Genomic DNA, 19,867 nt, shown 5'->3' with positions numbered 1-19,867 from the left:
CGCCAGCGCGTGACGTTCAGCTTGCCGTGACCAGCGGAATCCAGATGTCGACGTGGCCCTTTCCTTGTGAGGGATCAAAATCCGGGCTGTACTGCTCGAATTCAGGCGCGTCCGCGAGCATATAGCTGGATTCAGGCAGCCAACTGTTGAAGACGGTGAAAAAGGTCTGATGGATCGTCGAGATGGCCCAAGTGACGAAAGACGGCGTAATACTGTTCCTGGACGCGGAAATGCCGGAAGTGCGGCGGCAGACCGTCGATCGCAGACACTTCGACGCCTGCGATGTATTCGAAGCTTCCATCTTCGCCAGGATTACAACAAAGCCCGTAGCTTGTGCCACCCACTTGGCCCGCCAAGTTACCCAGATGAGGAATCAGCGCTTGCCACAGGCCCACGATGCCCTCGTTCTTTTCAAAGGTGAACCGATCGCCCAGGCCTGCAATCAGGAAGCTTGATCTGCTTTCGAAACGGGGTTCGGACAATGTCACCGGTTTCATCTCTTTCATGCGCAAAGGCTGCACCAGCCGAAGGTCATGCCCGGTCTCGCGGGCGCGTTTGGGCGTGATACCGAACAGCTCGCTGAACGCGCGAGTAAAGGCTTCATGGGAGCCATAGCCGGCATCCAGTGCCACCTGCAGGATGTCGGGCGCTCCCTGGCGTAATGCCAAGGCCGCCTGAGTCAGGCGACGGGCGCGTACATATTTCATGACCGGCCACCCCGTCGATAGTGCGAAAAGACGGGACATTGCAAAAGGAGAGATCCCACAGTGGCAAGACACCTTTCCCAGATCCAGCTCCGAGCCCAGTTCACGCTCGATGAACCACAAGGCGCTTTCCACATTCCTCATAACCATGCTCCATGAACAATGGGGATGAGGTTATCAAATCAGGGATCAAGTATTTGATCGGTCTTGCACTTTCCGGGACGAAGCGCACGACGGTTCGATCAGCTCGCGCCGAGGCGCTTCACCGACTGAATATCGGCCCTCGGAGGCGCGCCGAATGCGCGTTTATATTCGCGATTGAATTGATGCACGCTTTCATAACCCACGTGATAGGCGGCGGTCGCCGTGTCGATGTCCTGGGACAGTAGCAGCCTTCTGGCCTCGTGCAGGCGCAGATTCTTCTGGAATTGCAACGGGCTCATGGAGGTCAGCGCCCTGAAGCGATGGTGCAGGCTCGACTCGGCCATTGAGCAAAGCTCAGCCAGTTCGGCGATGCGCAGTGGCGCGGCATAATGTCGATGCAGCCACTCGACCGCCTTGCTGGCTTTGTTGCCCTGCGTGCCCAGCAATGCAGTTTGCTGCACGCGCTGGCTTGCAGGGCCTGTCAGCAGGTAATACAACAGTTCGCGCTTGGCCAGGTTTTCGAGAAAAACATTGGCGGATGGGGCGACGGCAATATTGATCAGCCGCTCCATGACTTCGAACAACCGGCGATCGGCAGGCCCAAAAGCCTGGGCCGTGCCGCCCTGGGGGTAGTGATCGTGGATGGCGATCTCAGCGATGACGCTCCTGATCATCGCCATGTTCAGGTTGAGAAGCACCGAAACGTAGGGGCGCTCCTCGCTCGCTTCGACCACCTCCGTCATCGTCGGCAGCCCCACCGAGGTCAGAAAGAACAATGACTCATCGTAGGAATGGGTCGTTTGTCCCAGGAATATGTGCTTGCGCCCCTGCATGATCATCGCAAGCGAGGGCTCGTAGACAAACGAGGTCACCGGAACCGGGGCTGTGCGTTGAATCAGAGTCAGGCCCGAGACAGTTGTGTCTCGCTCTTGCTGGCCGTCGAGGTAACTGACGATGGTCGCGGCGATTCGGGAGCGAACCGCCGACGTGTCCTCCTGACAATGCGTTGCCTGATGTGGGGTCATGCCCGTGTCTCCCGAGGCGTTCACAAGCGGTACTTTCTTTAGAGTGCCGAGAGACGGCGCGACGAGCAAATTTTCCTCGCCTGTGAAGGCAACCCGCAAGCCGGCGCATGTGACGGCCTGTGCCTGATCCAACTCAGGACTGATCGGTCGGACGGATGACGATTTCGTTGATGGCGACCCGGCGTGGCTGGGTGGCGATGAACAGCGCCGCATTGGCCACGTCTTCAGCATGCAGCCGCTCGACCTCGCCGAACATCGAGGTAAACCCTTCCCACTGCCCTGACTTCTGATCGAACAACTCTGTGGCGGTCGCGCCAGGTTCGATCACCGAGAAGCGCACGGACTGTCGGGTGAACTCCTGTCGCCACGCCTCCGTTGCCGCCGTGACCGCGAACTTCGTGGCGTTGTAGACCGCCACCTGCGCAGCGGCGACACGTCCGGCCACGGACGAGATATTGATCACGTCGACCACTGATCGCGGGCTGGTCGCGACGGCGGCAACCAGGTGCGGCAGCGCGGCTTTGGTGATGTAGACCAGGCCACGCAAGTTGATGTCGATCATCTGGTCCCATTCGTGCAGAGGCGACTCGATCGACGGCCCGTTGAGCATCAGGCCAGCAGCGTTGACCAGCGTGTCGAGCCGGCCGAACGCCTCAATCGTGCGTTCGACGACTTGCGCGGCGTCTGCGCTGGAGGTGAGGTCCGCCGGGATGCTGAGCGCGGTGCCGCCGGCATCGCGAATCTTGCCCGCCAACGCGTCAAGTCGGTCGGCACGCCGCCCCACCAATGCCACGCTCGCACCGGTGCCGGAAAGCGCCAGCGCAATCGCCTGACCTATTCCGCTCGAGGCACCCGTCACGAGCGCCACCGTATTTGCCCGTTTCTCTGTCATCGTGTCTGACCCTGCGCCGCCCTGCGACGTCCATCAAGTAAGAGAAAGCCAGCGACCTTTGCGCTGGCTGCTCAATCAATGATGGCGTCGAGGTGATTGCGGGGGTGATCCCGATCCTGCTCAATGTTTGCTCATTACTCTGAGGCGCTGCACGCGCGCAGGCGGGATCAGGCAAGCAGACGGTGCTGCCGGGCAGCCTATGCCCCGTTGAAAAAAGCGGCGCCTTCGATGTGGTAGACCTGCGGTTCCGCCGAGAAGTAATGCCCCAGCCCCTGCATGAACCGCTGATGATCTTCGCTCTCTTCGAAACCTGGCGAGTGATCCTCGAGTGACCGCCATTGCACGATCAGGTTGAAGTGTTCAGGGCGCTCGATCCCCTGCGCGAGCAGGTGACCGATGTAGCCCTTTGCACGCGTGAGCAACGGCGCGACCTCGGCGAAAGCATGCCTGAACGTGTCGATGCGATCAGGATGAACGGGGAGCAAAGCGATCTCGTAAATCATGGTGTTCCTCGGAATCGATTCAGGTGGATGAAGGGCTGCATTCACGCGATGAGCGACGGCTCGACAGCAATCGCGATCTTGCCTTGAACACCGTGATTCGGGCTTTCCAACCGGGCATGGGCGAGCGCGATGTCGGCAAGCGGGTAGACCGCGCCCACTTGGGGCCGCAGCTGGCCGCGCTCCACCAGTGCACTCAGCTCATCGAGCTTGCCGCGATTCTGCCGGGTGAAAACGAAGTGATAACTCGCGTTCTTGCCCCACGCCTGCATCAGATTCTGTGGCTGAGCGATGTCCACGATCGAGACCACGCGGCCCAGCTGTGCGAGCGCGTCGGGGCTGCGCGACAAGGTATTGCCGCCGATGGTGTCGAACACGACATCGACGCCGTGGCCTGAGGTTTCCCGCAGAACAGCATCGACGTAATCTTCTTTCTCGTAATCAATGATCACATCCGCCCCTGCAGTGCGGACGAATTCAGCGTTGGCCTGGCGCACCGTGGTAAACACTCTGGCGCCCATGGCCTTGGCCAGCTGGATCGCCACGTGGCCCACACCTCCCGCGCCGCCGTGTATCAGAACGCTCTCCCCTGCCTTCAGCGCCGCACGCACGACCAGCGCTTCCCATGCCGTACCGCCCACCAGGCTCAGGCTCGCCGCCTCAAGGTGGCTGAGGGAAGCAGGTTTCTTGGCGATGATGCTTTCAGCGGCAACGTGGTATTCGGCATAGCTGCCTGCACCGTCGAAGATTTGCGGGGTGTACCAGACTTCGTCGCCAGGCACGAACGCCGTCACGCCCGGACCGACCGCCTCGACCACGCCGGATACGTCGTGCCCGGTGATGGCCGGCAGCGGCACCAGATCGGGATAATCGCCGCGTCGAACCTGATAATCCAGTGGGTTGACGGAGGTTGCATGGACCCGCACAAGCACCTGCCCGGCCTGAGGCACTGGCCTGGGCACATCGCACAGCTCGAACGAGGCCGGCCCGCCGAATGAGTTAAGCACCATCGCTTTCATCATGAATCCTCAAATCTACAAAGAGGGATATCGAGATATCTCGATATGTTAGGGTAAAAAAAACTTACAACTCTTTCCCTATGACCTCGCCAAGCGCACTGATCGTAGCTTCATTGCGCTTGTAGTAAGTCCACTGACCGATCCGCCTGACCTCGACCAGCCCCACGCGCTGCAGGGTGGCAAGGTAGCCAGAGACCGTTGACTGAGACAGTCCGATCCCTTCCTGAATACTGCTGACACACACGCCCACGGTGTGAACGTCACCCTCATCCTGCGGGGGGAAGTTCTTCACAGGGTCTTTCAAACCTTTCAGGATTTGAAGGCGTGTGGGATTCGAGAGGGCTTTGAATATTTCGATCAGGTCCATGCCGCGATCGTATCGAGATTTATCGATATGTCAATACGTGACCTTCATCCAGGCGAGACGTCGCGATCAGCGGCACGCGCAACGCACCGATCACTTGGCGAGTGCCTGCAGCAACACTTCGAGCATGCGCGGCCGGTCCGTATGGGCGAGCGTCACCAGCACGATTTCGCGGTCGTAGCCGTCACCGACGGGCGTGATGGTGAAGTCCTTGGCGAGCTGCTCAAGTCCCGACCACATGGGCATCAGGCTCGCGCCGATGCCGTTGGCGACAAGGGCCGCAATCGCTTCAAGGCCGTCCAGGCTGAACAGCGGCGTCACCGCCAGACCGTTATCGTCCAGATAGCGTTTGGCATGCAGCCCGCCCCAGGAAGTGGGTTCGTAGCAGACGTAGGGAAAGCTCTGCAGGGCCTCGGAAATGCTCATCCCTGGCGGGGCTTTGGAGGCCAGCACCAGCTTTTCGACGTGCAGCGGCGCCAGGCGAAACATTTTCGGGAGGTCAAAGGGCGGCGCCACGATCACGGCGGCGTCCAGTTCGCCATTTTGCAGCGCCATGTACAAAGAGCGCGATGTCCCGGGCAAGATCGAGGTCTTGATGCCTGGGGCAAGACGACTCAGCTCCAGCAATGCCCGGGGTAAAAGCCCGGCGAGCGTGGTGGAGATGGCGCCGATGCGCAGTGATCCAGTCAACCCGCTCGCGTCGGCATCGCCGGCAAGCAGCGCGACCTGCCCGACGATATGACGCACCCGCGGCAACAGGGCAACGCAGGCTTCGGTGGCTTTCACGGAATGCCCGACGCGGGACAACAGCGCAAAGCCCAGCGTACGCTCCAGTACCTGCATCCGTTGACTGACAGCCGCAGCTGTCACGCCTTCTGTACGGGCGGCATCGACGATCGACCCGCAGTCCACGACAGCTCAGGTAACGCGTGTCCATAAGAAATACTTTTTTTTGAAACAATAAAAACATGCTAGCTCGAATGCCGGCAAACCTACAGTCTATGCAAGCATTGTTGTGGTCAGGTTTTTCCGAGGAGTCATCAATGACACTGACGCTGGTTCATCATTCGCCCTGTTCTCCTGCGTTGTATGGCGCGATGGCTGCCACCGTCGCCTGTGCGCAGAATGCCGTGTTGATGCATCTGCCGATCGCGTTCGACTCAACCCAAGGCGCTGACCGCGTACAAATGGTGGCGAGCAGCGGCTCGCTGGTCCCAAGCGGACTGCTCTGGTACGAACGGCTGACCGACCGCCAGATCGAGGCGGCCAGCGATCCCCAGGCGATCATTGCCCGGGCCGGTGAGTGCGACGTGGTCGTCCCCTGGGATGACGCACACCAGTTGAGTGCAACGCTGCAGACCCTGGTCGAGCAAGCCGAGGCCGCCGGGGTTTCGGTCTGTCATCTGACGGTCCGAGACGATCACGATTCATGGTATCTGCAGGATCAGCACGGCCGCCCTACCGCTCACGGTCGCTGGAGCCGGGACGCGTCCGGACGCTGGATGAAGGTCGATTCGCGGCCGTCCACAGCGTCGGACCTGGCGCTGTTGCGCGTGGCGCTTGTCGGCGCCGAAGCGGATCAGAAGGACGTGTATCCGGCGACCCTCGCCGCACTGGCCGATGCCGCCGACGCCTGCGGCCTCGAGATGCAGGTCCGCTTTGTCGATCCGCAATCGCTGGACGTACAGGCGCTGGCTGACGTGGACGGCATCGTCCTGCCCGGCGGCTCGGACATGAACAACGTGCCAGGGCAAATCCGTGCGGCCCGCCATGGCCTGCTATCGGGCACACCCGTGCTCGGGCTGTGCCTGGGCATGCAGTCGATGACGACCGCCCTGGCCCAGAGCCTTCCGGGACTTGAACAGGCCAACATGGCCGAGGCCGCGCCGGACGCGCCCATCAAGAGCTTCGTGCCGATGGCCGGTTTGCCGGGCCTCGAGGAACATCGCCTCGGCGATCGTCGCCTGAGCTTCAAGGTGGCAGCCACTGAGCAGCGCTTTCAAAGCCATCCGGTGATCCGCTGCAACCACCGTTTTTTCCTCAATCCCGACCTCGTCGACCCCCTCGAAACAGCAGGCATGATCATCACGGCGACCGACGCCACCGGACAGGTCGTCGACGCCATGGCCTGGCCGCACCACGTCTTCTATCAAGGCATGCAAGGCCACCCCGAGCAGTGCTCCACCGCCGGCAAGCCGCACCCGCTGATCGAAGACTTCATGCGCGCAGCCATGACGTCGAGTGCTCCGCCATCCGTCGTTGAGGACGAGGCCACCCGGTAGATTGCGACACACGTATAACAACATGGAACACATCTTGCTCCATTTGATTGACGCCCCTCTGGGCTGCGCCTCCCCTGCTTGATGCACCTAAAACCAACAACCTAATGCACCACTTCAGTGCGGTACGCCCTCTGAAGACTCACTACGACCTTAGACTTATTTGCACTACTTGATACAAATAGTGCAATAAATTTGAACCTTGGAGACAGCTATGACCAGAACACTTTCCACCCACCTGCGCGCCCTCGCAGTACTGTCCTCACTCCTGGTCGCTCCTTTCGTCAGCGCTGCGACCGGCGCAACGGCTCCGGTGATCTCGGCCGGTGAATTGACCTACGGCACGGCGGCCACCTTCGCGCCTTTCGAGTTCCAGTCCAACGGCAAACTGACCGGGTTCGACATCGACCTCATCGAGGCCCTGGGCAAGAAGCTGGCATTGACGCCCAAGGCCATGAACATGGAGTTCCAGGGCCTGATCCCGGCGCTTCAGGGCAAGCGCGTCGACCTGATCAACTCGGCGATGTACATGAACGAAGCTCGCGCGACTCAGGTCGATTTCGTCCCTTACCTGCGCATCGGCAATCAGGTGGTGGTCACCCTGGACAACCCGGCCAAGATCACCGGCCGCGACAACTCGCTGTGCGGCAAGACCGTGGCGGTCACCCTGGGTGGCATCGAAGAAACCTACGCCCGCGAAGATGACAAACGCTGCACGAGCGCCGGGCTTGCGGCGATCAAAGTGCAGACCTTGCCGACCGCTCAGGCTTCGGCCTTGAGCCTGCGTCAGGGACGCGCCGATGCAACGTTCGATTCGACGCCGGGCGTCGTCCAGATGCTGCGCGAAGTGCCGGGCGTCTACAAAACCGTAGGCCCTGAATTCGAATCCCAGACTCAGATCGGGATGGCCGTTGCCAAAGGCAATACGGCCATGAGCGATGCCTTGCAAGGCGCACTCAAGGAAATCGTCGCCGACGGTACCTACAAGCAAATCATCGAAAAATGGAAGTTCCCTGCAAGCGTTTCGCTGTTCGACTGAAGCCCATTTCCAGAAGCCCGGGCGGCGTGTTGATTCGGCGCCCGGCACCGCTCACTGAGGAAGCATCATGTCGTTCGACCTGGTCCTGCAATACCTGATTTCCCCGGCGTTCTTCCATGGCGCCGTCACCACCTTGCTGATCACCATGTACTCACTGATCTTCGGTGTGGCTGTCGGCGTGATCATCGCCCTGCTCCAGGACAGCAACACGCGAGTCGGCCGTACCGTCGCGCTGGTTTACCTGTGGCTGTTTCGCGGCACACCGGTGCTGTTTCAGATCATCTTCATCTACAACGTCCTGCCGACATTCGGCATACGCCTGACAGCGATGGTCAGCGCAGTGCTGGCCCTGTCGCTCAACGAAGGCGCGTACATGGCCGAAATCATTCGCTCCGGCATGCAGGCTGTGAAAAAAGGTCAGCGCACAGCCGCTCTGGCCCTGGGCATGAAGCCTTTCGCCGTGCTGCGCCATGTGGTGATTCCGCAAGCCACGCGCATGATCCTGCCTCCCATCGGCAACCAGATGGTCGGCATGCTCAAGCTCAGCGCGCTGGTGTCGGTGGTCGCCGTCGAAGAACTGATGCTGGTCGCCAATCAGACCGCCAGTTCCAACTTCCGCTACTTCGAGGCGCTGACAGCTGCCGGTATCTACTACCTGGTGCTGACCACGCTGTTCATGGGCGTACAAGCCCTGATCGAACGCCGCCTGGACCCGAAACAGCGCCGCAAAGGCCCGCGCGTCAGCCTGACCGAGCGCATGCTGGGCTCGTCACGCGGCGCCACCGTTCGCTAGGAGAACACGATCATGCAGAAAACCAGCTCCCCTCCGGTCAACGGCAAACCGCTGCTTGAACTGATCGGCATCGACAAACACTTCGGCCCTTTTCAGGTGCTCAAGAATTGCTCGCTGAATGTCCATTCCGGCGAAACGGTGGTCATCATCGGCCCTTCCGGATCGGGCAAATCCACCTTGCTGCGATGCGTCAACCAGCTGGAACCGGCGGATGCCGGCGACCTGTTTTTCGAAGGCCGGCGCATCGATTACGACCGTCGCCAGGTGCACTTGCTGCGCCGCGACATCGGCATGGTGTTCCAGAACTTCGAACTGTTTTCCCATCTGTCCGTGGTCGAAAACATCATGCTCGCGCCGATGAATGTACTGGGCATGAGCCGCGCCGACGCCCATGACATCGCCCTGGAGCTGCTGGGCAAAGTGCGCATTCCCGAGAAAGCCGATGCCTATCCCGACGAGATTTCCGGCGGACAGCAACAGCGGGTGGCCATCGCCCGCTCTCTGGCGATGAAGCCCAAAGTGATGCTCTACGACGAGCCGACCTCCGCGCTGGACCCGGAGATGATCCGCGAGGTCGTCGACGTGATGGCCGACCTGTCCAGCGAGGGCATGACCAGCCTGGTGGTGACGCACGAGATGGGCTTCGCCCGACGCGCAGCTGATCGCATCGTGTTCATGGAAAAAGGCGAAATCATCGAAAACGCCAGCAACGCCGACTTCTTCGGCGGCACGGTCAATCCGCGTACCCGCCACTTTCTTGATCAGATCCTGCACTGAGACCCTGCCATGAACGAACAACCTGATTTCGCCCGCATGAAGCGCGACCTGGCCGCCCTCGTCGCAATCAACACTGAAAACCCGCCCGGTCATGAACTGAAAGCGGCGCAACACCTCAAGGTCCTGCTGGAAGCTGAAGGATTCGACCTGTCGCTGTCGGAATACAAGCCTGGCCGCGTCAACGTGATCGCGACGTACGCCAATGGCCCCGGCCCGACGTTCGCGTTCAACACCCACATCGACACTGTGCCCGCCGGCGAAGGCTGGAAGACTGACCCCTTCGTGCTGCACGAAGCCGACGGCAAGCTGTATGGCCGTGGCAGCTGCGATGCCAAAGGTCCGATGGTGGCGATGATCGAAGCCACGCGCATGCTGATTGCCTGCCGTGAACGCTGGTCCGGAACGCTGATGGCGGTCTTTGCCGCCGACGAGGAAATCGCCAGCGAAGGTGCCAAGCACTACGTCGCTCATCAACCGCCGCACATCGACTTCGCCGTGATCGGCGAGCCGACCTCCAACGCCGCATTCACTGCCCACAAAGGCAGCTTGCGCCCCTTGGTGCGCGTGCATGGCGTGACCGCGCACTCCGGCACGCCGCATCTGGGCGAGAACGCGATCTACCGCGCCGGCCAGCTGTTGGGACTGATCGAGGAACATCACGAGCATTCGGTGAAGTGCCACTGTCACGCGCTGGTGGGTGAAGCGAGTCTGACGGTCACCCGCATCAACGGTGGGCATGCCGACAACGTGCTGCCGGGCGCCTGCGACCTGTTGCTGGATCGGCGCATGGTGCCGGGCGAGGACGAAAACGAGGTCAAGGCCGAGATCGATCAGCTGCTGGCCCTGGCAAATGAGCGCTTCGGCGTGCGCGCCGAGGTGCTCGAGTACAAAGCCACCACCGGCGGCGCCACGGAAACCGCAGAGTCGGAACCCATTGTCCAGGCCAGCCTTGCCGCCTGTCGCGAACACAACAGCGGCAACGCCGGTCCGTTCGGTTTCCAGGGCGGTTGCGATCTGGTGCATTTCCGCAGCCTGGGCACCACCGGCACGGTCATCGGACCCGGCACCCTTGCCGTCGCCCACAAGCCGGATGAGTTCGTGCCAATCGATGAATTCATCGCCTCAAGCCTGATCTACCGGGATATCGCCCTGCAGATGCTGGCGAAGAAAAACGCATGATCCTCACAGGCTCATTGCGCCGCGCCAATCTGCATTACGGCAATGGCGTGCAACTGCACACGGCGTCGTCCGGCAGTGTCGGCGAGCTGCAATCGCTGTACCTGTGCCTGGACGACGGTCAGCATCAAGGCGTCGGCGAGGTCCGGATCAACATCGCCTACCTCAACGGCTATACCCCGGATCAGGTGATCGCCCAGGCCCTGCAGGCGATCGACGGGCTGAACCTGGAAGAGGACCCGGCGCAGATGCTGGCGCGGATCTCGACAGGCGCCGCGAACCTGAGCATGCCGGTGCGCACCCTGATCGACTGTGCGCTGCACGACCTTCTGGCGCGCCGAGCGGCATTGCCGTTGGCGCAATGGCTGGGCGCTGCGGCAGCAGACATCCGTTACGCCAGCAACCAGACCTTGTTCTGGTCGCCCATGGACGTCTTCCTCGCGCAGGCTCAAGCCTATGTCGACCGCGGCTTCCGCGACCTGAAAGTGCGCATCGCCGTCAGCACCTTTGAGGAGGATCTGCTGCGTCTGCGGGCTCTGCGCGAATGCTTCGGCACCCGCATCAAGATTGCCGTGGATGCCAACGGTCAATGGACCCGCGAGGCCGCGGCGAAGAACCTGGAGGCCTTGTCCGCTTTCGATCTGACGTATGTGGAACAGCCCATCGCCGCTGGTGACTGGCAGGCGATCGAGGAACTGGCGCGGCACAGCTTGGTGCCGTTGATGATCGACGAAGGTCTGGCCGGCCGTGCCGACGTCGATCGCCTCTGCGCACTGGGCGGCAAGCTCTGGGCGCACCTCAAGCTCGTCAAGGTCGGCGGCATTGCGCCGTGTCTCGCGGCTGCGCGGCAGCTGGCAAGCGCGGGCGTGCCCTGCATGATCGGACAAATGAACGAAGGCGCCGCGGCCACGGCGGCCGCCCTGCACGTCGCGTGCGCCAGCAACCCGCGCTTCGCGGAGCTGTATGGCGCCGACGGCCTGAGCGATGACCCCATCGGCCCACTGCTGTATGCCAACGGCACCGTGCAGGTGCCGGCAGGACATGGACTGGGGATCACCCTTGATCCTGGAAAAACTCAATTGATTCGGAGTTTCTGATGAACCCAACGCCTCCAACCAACGTCCGTCAAGGCAGCGAGTCCGCCTTCCCGGCGGCCGAATACGACGAGCGCATCCGTCGCGCCCGGACCAATCTGGCCAACGCCGGCATCGACGTGATGATCGTCACCGGCCCGGAAAACATTTTCTACCTGACCGGTCAGCAAACCCCGGGTTACTACACCTTCCAGGCGCTGGTGTTGCCGGTGGACGGCGAACCGATGTTCGTCATCCGCCAGCTGGAGTATTTCAACTTCATTGCCAACACTTTCATCAGCGACGCGTCGGTGTACCTGGACGGCGACGATCCGGTGAGCTTTCTGGTCGCGGCCATCGAGCGCAAGGGCTGGAGCAATCGCCGTATTGCCATCGACAAACGCGGCTGGTTCCTGCCGATTGCGGTGTACGAAGCGCTGCAGGGCAAACTCGGCGCCATTCATGACGCCGCCGGCGTGGTCGAGAAGTTGCGCGCGGTGAAGTCTGCCGCCGAGGTCGAAAAGCTCGAGTTCGCCGCCCGTTATGTCGATGCCGGCATGCGCGCAGGCATGAACGCAGTACGCGAAGGCGCCAGTGAAAACGATCTGGTTGCCGCCATGCTTCAGGCCTCGATTGCCGCGGGCTCCGAGTACATGGGCATGGAGCCGCTGGTGTCGAGCGGACCTCGCACCGGGGTGCCCCACGGCACCTGGCGCCGTCGTGTGCTGCAGGCCGGCGAACCGGCATTTCTTGAAATGGCCGCCAGCCACGATCGCTATCACGCCGCGCTGATGCGGTGCGCCTGGCTCGGCAAGCCGCCGGCCATCGCCGCCGAAATGGAAAAGGTCTGTCAGGAAGCGTTGCAGGCCGCGCTGGATGCACTGCGCCCGGGCGAGCCCTGCGAGGCGTCGCACATCGCCTGCCAGGCGGTGATCGACCGTGCAGGCTTTACTGATGCGTTCAAGAAACGCACGGGCTACTCGGTGGGTATTTCGTTCGCGCCAGACTGGGGCGAAGGCTCGATTCTGAGCCTGTACAGCGGTGTGAAAACCGAGCTGCAGCCGGGCATGAGTTTCCACATTCCCCCTGCCCTGCGCATCTACGGCGAGTTCACCGTGGGCGTCAGCGAAACCGTGGTCATCACTGAAACCGGGTACCGCGTGCTGGGCACCCTGGAGCGTCCGTTGTTGCAGATCTGAACGCCACGCTGAACCAAACGCATCCCACGGCGGCACGCCAATGCCACCGTGGGATTTTTTCGTTACTTGAGTTGCGCGCAGACCTGCTCCAGCCGCTGGCAGGCGTCGGCCAGCACATCGTCATTCACCGCGTAGGCGATGCGCAGATAACCCGGTGCACCAAAGGCCGAGCCATGCACCGTCCCGACCTTGGCAGCGTCCAGCAGATAACTGGCGAACGCAAAATCATCGGTGATCAGCTTGCCGTCCGGCGTCGTCCTGCCGTACATGCCCTGGCAGTTCACGAACAGATAGAACGCGCCTTCTGGCATCGCACACGCCAGCCCATCGATTCGGCCCACGCTGGCCAGCACCCGATCACGGCGCGCCGCCAGACGGCTGATCCACTCATCGATGAAACCGGTGCCGCCGTCCAGCGCAGCCACTGCCGCCGCCTGAGAAATCGAACTGGCGTTGGAGGTGCTTTGCGATTGCAACACTTGCAGCGCGTCGATCAGCCACTTCGGTCCGCCCGCGTAGCCGATGCGCCAGCCGGTCATCGAGAACGCCTTGGACAGCCCGTTGACCGTCAGGGTGCGCGGCACCAGCAGCGGTTCGACCTGGGCCGGGGTGAAGAACGGCTGACCGAAGCGCGTGTGTTCGTAAATGTCGTCGGCCAACACCAGCACGTGCTCGTGGCGCAACAGGACGTCGGTCAGGCTGCGGATTTCCGCCTCGCTGTAAACCGCGCCTGTCGGGTTGTTCGGTGAATTGAGCAGCACCCAGCGAGTGCGGGGCGTGATCGCCGCTTCGAGCGCCTGCGGCTGCAGCTTCCAGCCATCGGCCTCATGGCACTGGACGATCTTGCATTGGCCCTCGGCCAGCGAAACCATGTCCGGATAAGACACCCAATACGGCGCAGGAACGATCACCTCATCGCCCGGGTTCAGCGTAGCCATCAGGGCGTTGAAGATCAGTTGCTTGGCACCGGCGCCGGCAATGACTTCGCCGGGCGCGTAGGTAAGGCCATTCTCCCGGGCGAACTTGTCGATGATCGCCTGTTTGAGGCGCGCCGTGCCGGGCACAGCAGTGTATTTGGTCTCCCCCGCTTTGATCGCCTGAATGCCCGCCTCGGCGATGTGCGACGGGGTAGGAAAATCGAGTTCACCTTCGCCCAGGTTGATCACTGAGTGGCCAGCGGCAGTCAGCGCGCGAACCTTGTCGGATATTTCTGCGGTGGGTGATGGGCGCACGCGGCCCATACGATGAGCCAAAAGTGGGTTGATCATGTCTGCATTCTCATTAATTGCACCAGTTGACACATATAAATCAACTGGTGACACAGAAAAACCGGTTGCACCACGGTGCAGGGAAAAATCAGGTGAGGGACGTCAGGTGCTGCGGATCAGGCCGCCGTCGACACGCAGCGAAGTGCCGGTGATATAGCCAGCGCGGCCGCTGGCGAGAAACGCCACGGCATCGGCAAATTCTGCAGGTTCCCCATAGCGGCCCATGGGAATGGTGGCACGTGAAGCCTTGGCGATGGCGTCTGCGGTCGATCCGCTGCGCTTGGCCGCTGCCTCGTCCAGTTCGCCGACACGGTCAGTGGCAATGCGTCCCGGAATGACCGAGTTGACGGTGACGCCATCGGCGGCAACCTCGGCTGCCAGGGTTTTCGCCCAACCGATGATGCTGGCGCGCAAGGCGTTGGAGACACCCAGGTTGGGGATGGGCTGAACCACGCCAGAGGACACCAGATTGATGACGCGGCCCCAGCCACGCTCGCGCATGCCTGGCAACACGCGGGCGGTGATTTCGAACAGCGCGGTGACCATGCTGTCGAACGCCGCGTGCCATTGCGCGGTGTCCACGCCAGCGACCGCGCCAGGTGCTGGCCCGCCGCCGTTGTTGATCAGGATGTCGTAGCCGCGACCATCAGCCAGCAGGCTGTCGAGGGCGGACCGGCGTTGCGCCGGATCGGCGAGGTCCAATTGCAGAAAATCGGCTTCGGCGCCGCCTTCGACCAGTGCGCCCGCCGATTGAACGAGCGCGTCGCGGTTGCGGCCGCACAGCGTCACGATGGCGCCTTCAGCGGCCAGACATTGGCCGATGGCCAGGCCCAGACCACGACTTGCACCCAACACCAGTGCACGTTTACCTCGCAAACCTAAATCCATGAAAACCTCGTTTTACGTGAAGGCCGGCGCCAGACGGCGCTAACCGGGAACAGAAAGATCGACTGTCTTGCGCGGGGCGCGGGGTTTGGCCGGCGTCTTGGCCGGCGTTTTGCCCGCCGGTTTCTTGCCCGGCAGCGCGGCGCTGTCGGCATGAGTCAAATGTTTGCGCATCAGCTCGCTGGCGTCGGCGTAGCGCCCGGTGGCAACGGCATCGATGATCGCCAAGTGTTCGGCGCACCAGTCGCGCACCCGGCGACGGTTGGCGTAGCCGGCGAATTCGAGCAGCTTGCGCAGGCGGTTCTGCTGCTGAATCGCCTGAATCACAAAAGTGTTGCCGCCGAATTCGGCGAACATCTCGTGAAACTGCGCATCGGTTTCAAACAGCTGGGCATTGCTCACCGCCGAGGAGTCCGAATGACTGGCCAGGTAAAGGTGCTGAAGGCGCGAGCGTTCCAGCGCGGCGGCATTGGGCCGGAATTCCGGCTGCAGAAAGTTCGCCGGCTCAACCATCAGGCGGAACTGATAACCGCTGCGCAATGCAGCGTCGTCCAGCGTCGGCAGGAAGCTCCAGCCATGCCCCTTGTTGCGAATCAGCAGGCCGTCTTCGGCCATGCGCGTCAGGGTTTTCATCAGCGTGACGCGATCCACGTCGTAGCGGCGGGCGATTTCTGTCTGCGTCAGAGAATTGGGGATCGCCCCGCTGAGCCGGTCATTGACCAGACGTTCGAACAGCGAGTCCTCCACGCTGGAGCCCACGGCCAGCTCGACGCGCTGCAGGGCGTCGAAGGCTTTGAGCAGGAAGAACCCCTGATTGCGCCGGGTCTCCACGATGCCCTCGGCGACCAGCAGATTCAGGGCGTTTCGGGTAGGCGTGCGGGACACGCCCAGCAGATCGGCAATCTGTTGTTCGCGCAGGTGATGGCCAGGCTCGAAGCGCGCCTTGCGCACAAAATCAAGAATCTGGTTAGCCAGCCGGCGGCTGTTCTGACCCTTTGACGAAGCCATGGAAAGTGAACCCCGAGACGATAAAAGTGCGCACATCTTACCAAGGACGCCCATCCGTTAGCTCATGAGCATCAGCCATGCGGAGCGCTTTGCCCGAAGAAATTTTATTGTACATATGATTACAAATAATACAATATCAGCCCGCCTTCTACGAACATCCCCTCAGGAACTCAAGCATGCAAAGCCTTCAAGAGTGTCGCGAACGCCTCCACGGCATCTTCAACATCACCGTCACGCCGTTCACGGCCACCGGCGAATTCGACTACGCCGCGATGGCCGAGAACATCGAACGGGTCATCGCGCTGGGTTATGACGGCTTGCTGATTGGCGGGACGTACGGCGAATTCCCGGTCATGAGCACCACCGAGCGTGCCGACATGTTCCGCAAGGTCATGGACATCGTCGGTGACCGAGTGCCGGTCATGCTCTGCACGGCCGGTTCAGACAGCCGCGTGGTGCGGGAACTGACGCAACTGGCCGGCGATCTGGGTGGTCTGCCGATGGTCACGCCGCCGTTCGTCTCGGAAATCACTGACGCTCAGATCGTCGCGTTCTTCAAGGAAATGGCGCCGTTGTCGAAAACCGGCATCCTCATCTACAACGCGCCAGGCATCGGCATCACGCTTTCGGTCTCGGTAATCGAACAACTGGCCGCCATCGAAGGCGTCGTCGGTCTGAAACAGGGTGATCTGACGCCGACCGTGATCGATCGCATCGCCAACAAACTGGGCGGCAAAGTACGCCTGTTCTGCGCGTCCGACCTGGTATTCAGCGGTCCGATGATGGCGGGCTTCGACGGCATCAGTTCCACCAACAGCGGCGCACTGCCGGAGCTCATTCTGGCCACGTTCCGAGCGATCCAGAACGGCGACGCCAAGCGGGCGATCGAATTGCATCGCCTCTGGTTCCCGTTGCGCGAACTGGCACGCAAGCACGGTCAGCCGCAAACCACCAAAGCGATCATGAACCTGCGTGGATTCAAAGGCGGCTCGGTCCGCCACCCCTTGCTGGACCTTCAAGGTGAAGCACTGGAGGAAGTGGCAGCGGCGTTGCGCGCCCTGGCCCAGGACCCGCGCTCTTCAGTGGTTCTGCCCGCCTGATGTGATTCGCCCTCGGGGCGGTCGATGCCGTGGGCATCGTCCGCCCGGGCAGCAGAGGGTGCTGCAGCAGCACGTCGACGTGGGCACGCCCGCCCGGCTGTCGAGGCTGGAAGGGGCCAACCGCCTGGCTTGCGGCGCCTTCCCCCTTCCCTTCCTGACCATTTTCAGGCGTGCGTCGTCTGCACGACGGGTCATCAGAACTCGAATTGTGCAGAGAACGCCACGGTTCGGGGATCACCCAGGTAACTGGTGTTGAGCCAGTATTTCTTGTCCGTCAGGTTACTCACATTCAACCGCAGGGTCAGGGCCTCATCGCCCAGCGGCAGGCGGTAGCGGGCACCTGCATCGAAGGTGGTAAAGGCCGGCAACGTGTAGTCATTGGCTTCGTCGGCGTATTGCTTGCCGGTATAGAACGCACCGCCGGTCACGGCAAAGCCTGGCGCGGAGGCCACGTCGTATTCGGCATAGACCTTGGCCAGTTGTTTGGCCACGTTGATCGGCGAGTTGCCATCGTTGGCCGGCGTTGCGCCCTTCTTCACTTCCGGATCGAGCAGCGTGAAGCCGCTGACGAGTGTCAGCTGCGGGGTCACCTTGCCCGTCACGCTGAACTCCATGCCATTGTTTTCCTGGCGGCCATCCTGAACGAAGACCCGGGCACTGTTGGTGTAGGTGTTGGGCTTGTCGATACTGAACAGCGCCAGGGTCACCAGCGTTTCGCCGATGCTGGCCTTGGCCCCGATCTCGTACTGCTCGCTGATCTGCGGAGCCAGCGCGGTTCCGGCATTGACGGCCCTGGCCGGTGCCACCCCGCTGCTCTGCAGACCTTCGATGTAGGTGACGTAGGTCGTCAGCCAGGGGACCGGTTTGTAGATCAGCGACACGCTGGGAGAGGTCAGGCTTTTGTCATAACGGGTCTTGCGCGGCGTCGCGGAATAGACGAAGTCATTGTTGTAACTGGTGATGCGGGTGTGGGTCGCCCCGAGGATCGTCGACCACTGCTCGTTGAAGGTGATGATGTCGCCGATCAACACGTTCTGCGTGTCGCTGGTACTGGAGATGTGTCGAGCGCCGTGACCGACCGAATAATCCGGCTTGCTCACTTGCGGCTGGTCGTCCAGCGGCACGGCGCTACCGATCACCGAGCTGTATTGCAGATCCGGGATGTGGTCCTCGTACATCAACGTACGCGCCGTATTGCCCTGATAGCCCAGCGTCACCTTGTGGTCCAGCGGGCCGGTCACGAACTGCGAGTCCAGGAACAGATAGCCTGAATATTCCTGAGTCTGAAGGGGCGCGAACGCGTACAGCGGTTGGGTGTACTGACCGGGCGCATCGACCTGCGGGCCGGTGTAGGTGTACTCCTGAGTGTATTGCTGAGCCGCGAATGCCCCACGCAGACTGAACGTGTCGTTCAGGCGCCAGTTGGCCCGCACGCCGGCCTTGTCGGTCTCGTTGTCGGAGAACGCCCACTTCTGGCTGTAGAGCTTGTCGGCATCCAGTGAAGAGGCGCGTGGACGATAGGCCTCATCGGCGAAGTACCAATAGCTGGTCAGGCCCCGGGTGCGGTTTTCCTTATGGGACGCGTCGAACTGCACCTGCAGATCGTCACTGATGTTCCAGTCCAGTGCCAGGCTGATCATCTGCCGACGGCGCTTTTGCAAGTCGATTGCAGTCTCGCCATCCTGCGTCAACACGTTGAGCCGGTAGGCGAATTTGCCTTGCGTGTCGATCGGGCCGCCGAAGTCGCCGTGCAAATAGTAGCTTTCGCCCCCTGCATTGCCCAGCGTGACGCTGTTGTAGCGCTGGTAAGTTGGGCGTTTGAGCACATAGTTCGCCAAGCCGCCGGGGGAAGCCGGGCCGTACAGAAACCCGGTCAGGCCCGTCACCACTTCCAGCTGTTCAGTGTCTTCGATGAAGTTGCCGCCATCGGCCAGCGTGCTGAAACGCAGCCCGTCGTTGGCTATGTTGAGGCTGGACGAGCCGCCAAAACCGCGAATGGTGATAGCACTGGCGTAGCCGGCACTCTTGGGCGAATACAACTGGGCAAAAGGGTTGTGTTTGAACACATCGTCGGTCGAGGTCGCCTGCAGGTTCTTGAGCAGCGCCTGAGAAGTCACGCTCATGGAATAAGGCGTGTCCTGCAGCTTCATGCCACCCAGCGCCCCCACGTTGTTGACGTGTTCGCTCACATAACCCGCAGCCTCCGAGCCATCGGCATCGGGACGGCTGCCGTTGATATCGACGTCCGACAGCGTGACCACACCGCTGTCCTGAGTGGGCACTCTGACCAATCCGTAAACGCCGTCCCCCAGCTGCACCGCCGCAAGGCCGGAACCTGCGAGCAGCACCGCGAGCCCTTTCTGTGTGTCGTAGTCACCCTCCAGTCCCTGCGAATTCAAGCCCTGCGCCAGTTCCGGGGCGAATTGCACGGTGATTTTTGCCTGCGCGCTGAAGCGGGTGATCGCCTGGGCCAGCGTCGCGGGCTGGACGCTGTAATGCCGGATCGCTTCGTCTGCCAGGGCATGCAACGGCTGAGTGGCCAGCGCAAAAGTCAGTAATGACACTGCAAGGGTGTTGCACGTGGTCGCGCGCGGGATGCTGGGATGTTTCATGGAGCGAATG

18 protein-coding genes and 1 pseudogene are annotated in these 19,867 nt (G+C 61.7%); 8 read left to right on the top strand and 11 right to left on the bottom strand.

Translation table 11 applies throughout. From position 1 onward, the window contains the following. Nucleotides 1-16: 16 nt before the first annotated feature. The 7 genes and pseudogenes from BMZ10_RS27915 to BMZ10_RS00840 form a co-directional block, all read right to left on the bottom strand. Nucleotides 17-707 (bottom strand): annotated as a pseudogene (locus BMZ10_RS27915) (GyrI-like domain-containing protein). A gap of 239 nt (nucleotides 708-946) precedes the next feature. Next, complete coding sequence (locus tag BMZ10_RS00865) at nucleotides 947-2,104, bottom strand: AraC family transcriptional regulator (protein ID WP_143070237.1); 1,158 nt, start codon at nucleotides 2,102-2,104, stop codon at nucleotides 947-949. Continuing rightward, a complete protein-coding gene (locus BMZ10_RS00860; protein ID WP_256214279.1) occupies nucleotides 2,007-2,732 on the bottom strand; it encodes an SDR family NAD(P)-dependent oxidoreductase in 726 nt (241 codons plus the stop codon). Before BMZ10_RS00860 ends, BMZ10_RS00865 begins: the two co-directional genes overlap by 98 nt. A 230-nt stretch (nucleotides 2,733-2,962) precedes the next feature. Continuing rightward, nucleotides 2,963-3,268, bottom strand: coding sequence for an antibiotic biosynthesis monooxygenase family protein (locus BMZ10_RS00855; RefSeq protein ID WP_093458181.1), 306 nt, complete (start codon nucleotides 3,266-3,268; stop codon nucleotides 2,963-2,965). 41 nt (nucleotides 3,269-3,309) lie between these two features. Continuing rightward, on the bottom strand, nucleotides 3,310-4,284 hold the full coding sequence (locus tag BMZ10_RS00850; RefSeq protein ID WP_093458180.1) for a zinc-dependent alcohol dehydrogenase family protein: 975 nt from the start codon (nucleotides 4,282-4,284) through the stop codon (nucleotides 3,310-3,312). A 64-nt stretch (nucleotides 4,285-4,348) separates the two neighbouring features. Continuing rightward, nucleotides 4,349-4,651 carry an ArsR/SmtB family transcription factor gene (locus BMZ10_RS00845; protein WP_093458179.1) on the bottom strand — a complete coding sequence of 101 codons (303 nt, stop codon included), beginning with the start codon at nucleotides 4,649-4,651 and terminating at the stop codon, nucleotides 4,349-4,351. Nucleotides 4,652-4,741: 90 nt separating this feature from the next. Beyond that, nucleotides 4,742-5,560, bottom strand: coding sequence for a LysR family transcriptional regulator (locus BMZ10_RS00840; protein WP_256214278.1), 819 nt, complete (start codon nucleotides 5,558-5,560; stop codon nucleotides 4,742-4,744). A 131-nt stretch (nucleotides 5,561-5,691) separates the two neighbouring features. On the opposite strand from BMZ10_RS00840, the gene BMZ10_RS00835 reads away from it, so the two are divergent. The 7 genes from BMZ10_RS00835 to BMZ10_RS00805 all read left to right on the top strand — a co-directional run bounded on the left by BMZ10_RS00835 (nucleotide 5,692) and on the right by BMZ10_RS00805 (nucleotide 12,984). Further along, nucleotides 5,692-6,930 carry a glutamine amidotransferase-related protein gene (locus tag BMZ10_RS00835; protein ID WP_177182018.1) on the top strand — a complete coding sequence of 413 codons (1,239 nt, stop codon included), beginning with the start codon at nucleotides 5,692-5,694 and terminating at the stop codon, nucleotides 6,928-6,930. Between the two features lie 211 nt (nucleotides 6,931-7,141). Beyond that, nucleotides 7,142-7,966, top strand: coding sequence for an ABC transporter substrate-binding protein (locus BMZ10_RS00830; protein ID WP_093458177.1), 825 nt, complete (start codon nucleotides 7,142-7,144; stop codon nucleotides 7,964-7,966). A 67-nt stretch (nucleotides 7,967-8,033) separates the two neighbouring features. Beyond that, nucleotides 8,034-8,759: an amino acid ABC transporter permease gene (locus BMZ10_RS00825; protein WP_093458176.1), complete on the top strand. Its 726-nt coding sequence runs from the start codon at nucleotides 8,034-8,036 to the stop codon at nucleotides 8,757-8,759. 12 nt (nucleotides 8,760-8,771) lie between these two features. Then, a complete protein-coding gene (locus BMZ10_RS00820) occupies nucleotides 8,772-9,536 on the top strand; it encodes an amino acid ABC transporter ATP-binding protein (protein ID WP_093458175.1) in 765 nt (254 codons plus the stop codon). A 9-nt stretch (nucleotides 9,537-9,545) separates the two neighbouring features. Further along, complete coding sequence (locus BMZ10_RS00815; RefSeq protein WP_093458174.1) at nucleotides 9,546-10,715, top strand: M20 family metallopeptidase; 1,170 nt, start codon at nucleotides 9,546-9,548, stop codon at nucleotides 10,713-10,715. Continuing rightward, nucleotides 10,712-11,809 carry a mandelate racemase/muconate lactonizing enzyme family protein gene (locus tag BMZ10_RS00810; protein WP_093458173.1) on the top strand — a complete coding sequence of 366 codons (1,098 nt, stop codon included), beginning with the start codon at nucleotides 10,712-10,714 and terminating at the stop codon, nucleotides 11,807-11,809. Before BMZ10_RS00815 ends, BMZ10_RS00810 begins: the two co-directional genes overlap by 4 nt. After that, nucleotides 11,809-12,984, top strand: coding sequence for a M24 family metallopeptidase (locus BMZ10_RS00805; RefSeq protein WP_093458172.1), 1,176 nt, complete (start codon nucleotides 11,809-11,811; stop codon nucleotides 12,982-12,984). The genes BMZ10_RS00810 and BMZ10_RS00805 overlap by 1 nt, the downstream gene beginning before the upstream one ends. Nucleotides 12,985-13,046: 62 nt before the next feature. On the opposite strand, the gene BMZ10_RS00800 is transcribed toward BMZ10_RS00805, so the two are convergent. The 3 genes from BMZ10_RS00800 to BMZ10_RS00790 all read right to left on the bottom strand — a co-directional run bounded on the left by BMZ10_RS00800 (nucleotide 13,047) and on the right by BMZ10_RS00790 (nucleotide 16,145). Continuing rightward, entirely contained in the window at nucleotides 13,047-14,252 is a 1,206-nt protein-coding gene (locus BMZ10_RS00800) for a pyridoxal phosphate-dependent aminotransferase (protein ID WP_093458171.1), read from the bottom strand. A gap of 102 nt (nucleotides 14,253-14,354) precedes the next feature. Next, nucleotides 14,355-15,140 carry an SDR family oxidoreductase gene (locus tag BMZ10_RS00795; RefSeq protein ID WP_093458170.1) on the bottom strand — a complete coding sequence of 262 codons (786 nt, stop codon included), beginning with the start codon at nucleotides 15,138-15,140 and terminating at the stop codon, nucleotides 14,355-14,357. Nucleotides 15,141-15,179: 39 nt separating this feature from the next. Beyond that, nucleotides 15,180-16,145 (bottom strand): GntR family transcriptional regulator, encoded by a 966-nt coding sequence (locus BMZ10_RS00790; RefSeq protein WP_093458169.1) that lies wholly within the window; start codon nucleotides 16,143-16,145, stop codon nucleotides 15,180-15,182. A gap of 176 nt (nucleotides 16,146-16,321) precedes the next feature. On the opposite strand from BMZ10_RS00790, the gene BMZ10_RS00785 reads away from it, so the two are divergent. Continuing rightward, nucleotides 16,322-17,245 carry a dihydrodipicolinate synthase family protein gene (locus BMZ10_RS00785; protein WP_093458168.1) on the top strand — a complete coding sequence of 308 codons (924 nt, stop codon included), beginning with the start codon at nucleotides 16,322-16,324 and terminating at the stop codon, nucleotides 17,243-17,245. Between the two features lie 194 nt (nucleotides 17,246-17,439). Here the strand turns inward: BMZ10_RS00785 and BMZ10_RS00780 are convergent, their stop codons facing one another. Continuing rightward, a complete protein-coding gene (locus BMZ10_RS00780; protein ID WP_093458167.1) occupies nucleotides 17,440-19,857 on the bottom strand; it encodes a TonB-dependent receptor in 2,418 nt (805 codons plus the stop codon). Nucleotides 19,858-19,867 lie beyond the last annotated feature (10 nt).

It is taken from the genome of Pseudomonas sp. NFR16, from assembly GCF_900108875.1.
Classification (GTDB): domain Bacteria; phylum Pseudomonadota; class Gammaproteobacteria; order Pseudomonadales; family Pseudomonadaceae; genus Aquipseudomonas.
Note: the sequence above shows the minus strand (reverse complement) of the source record. Positions and strands in the feature narration are given on the sequence as shown.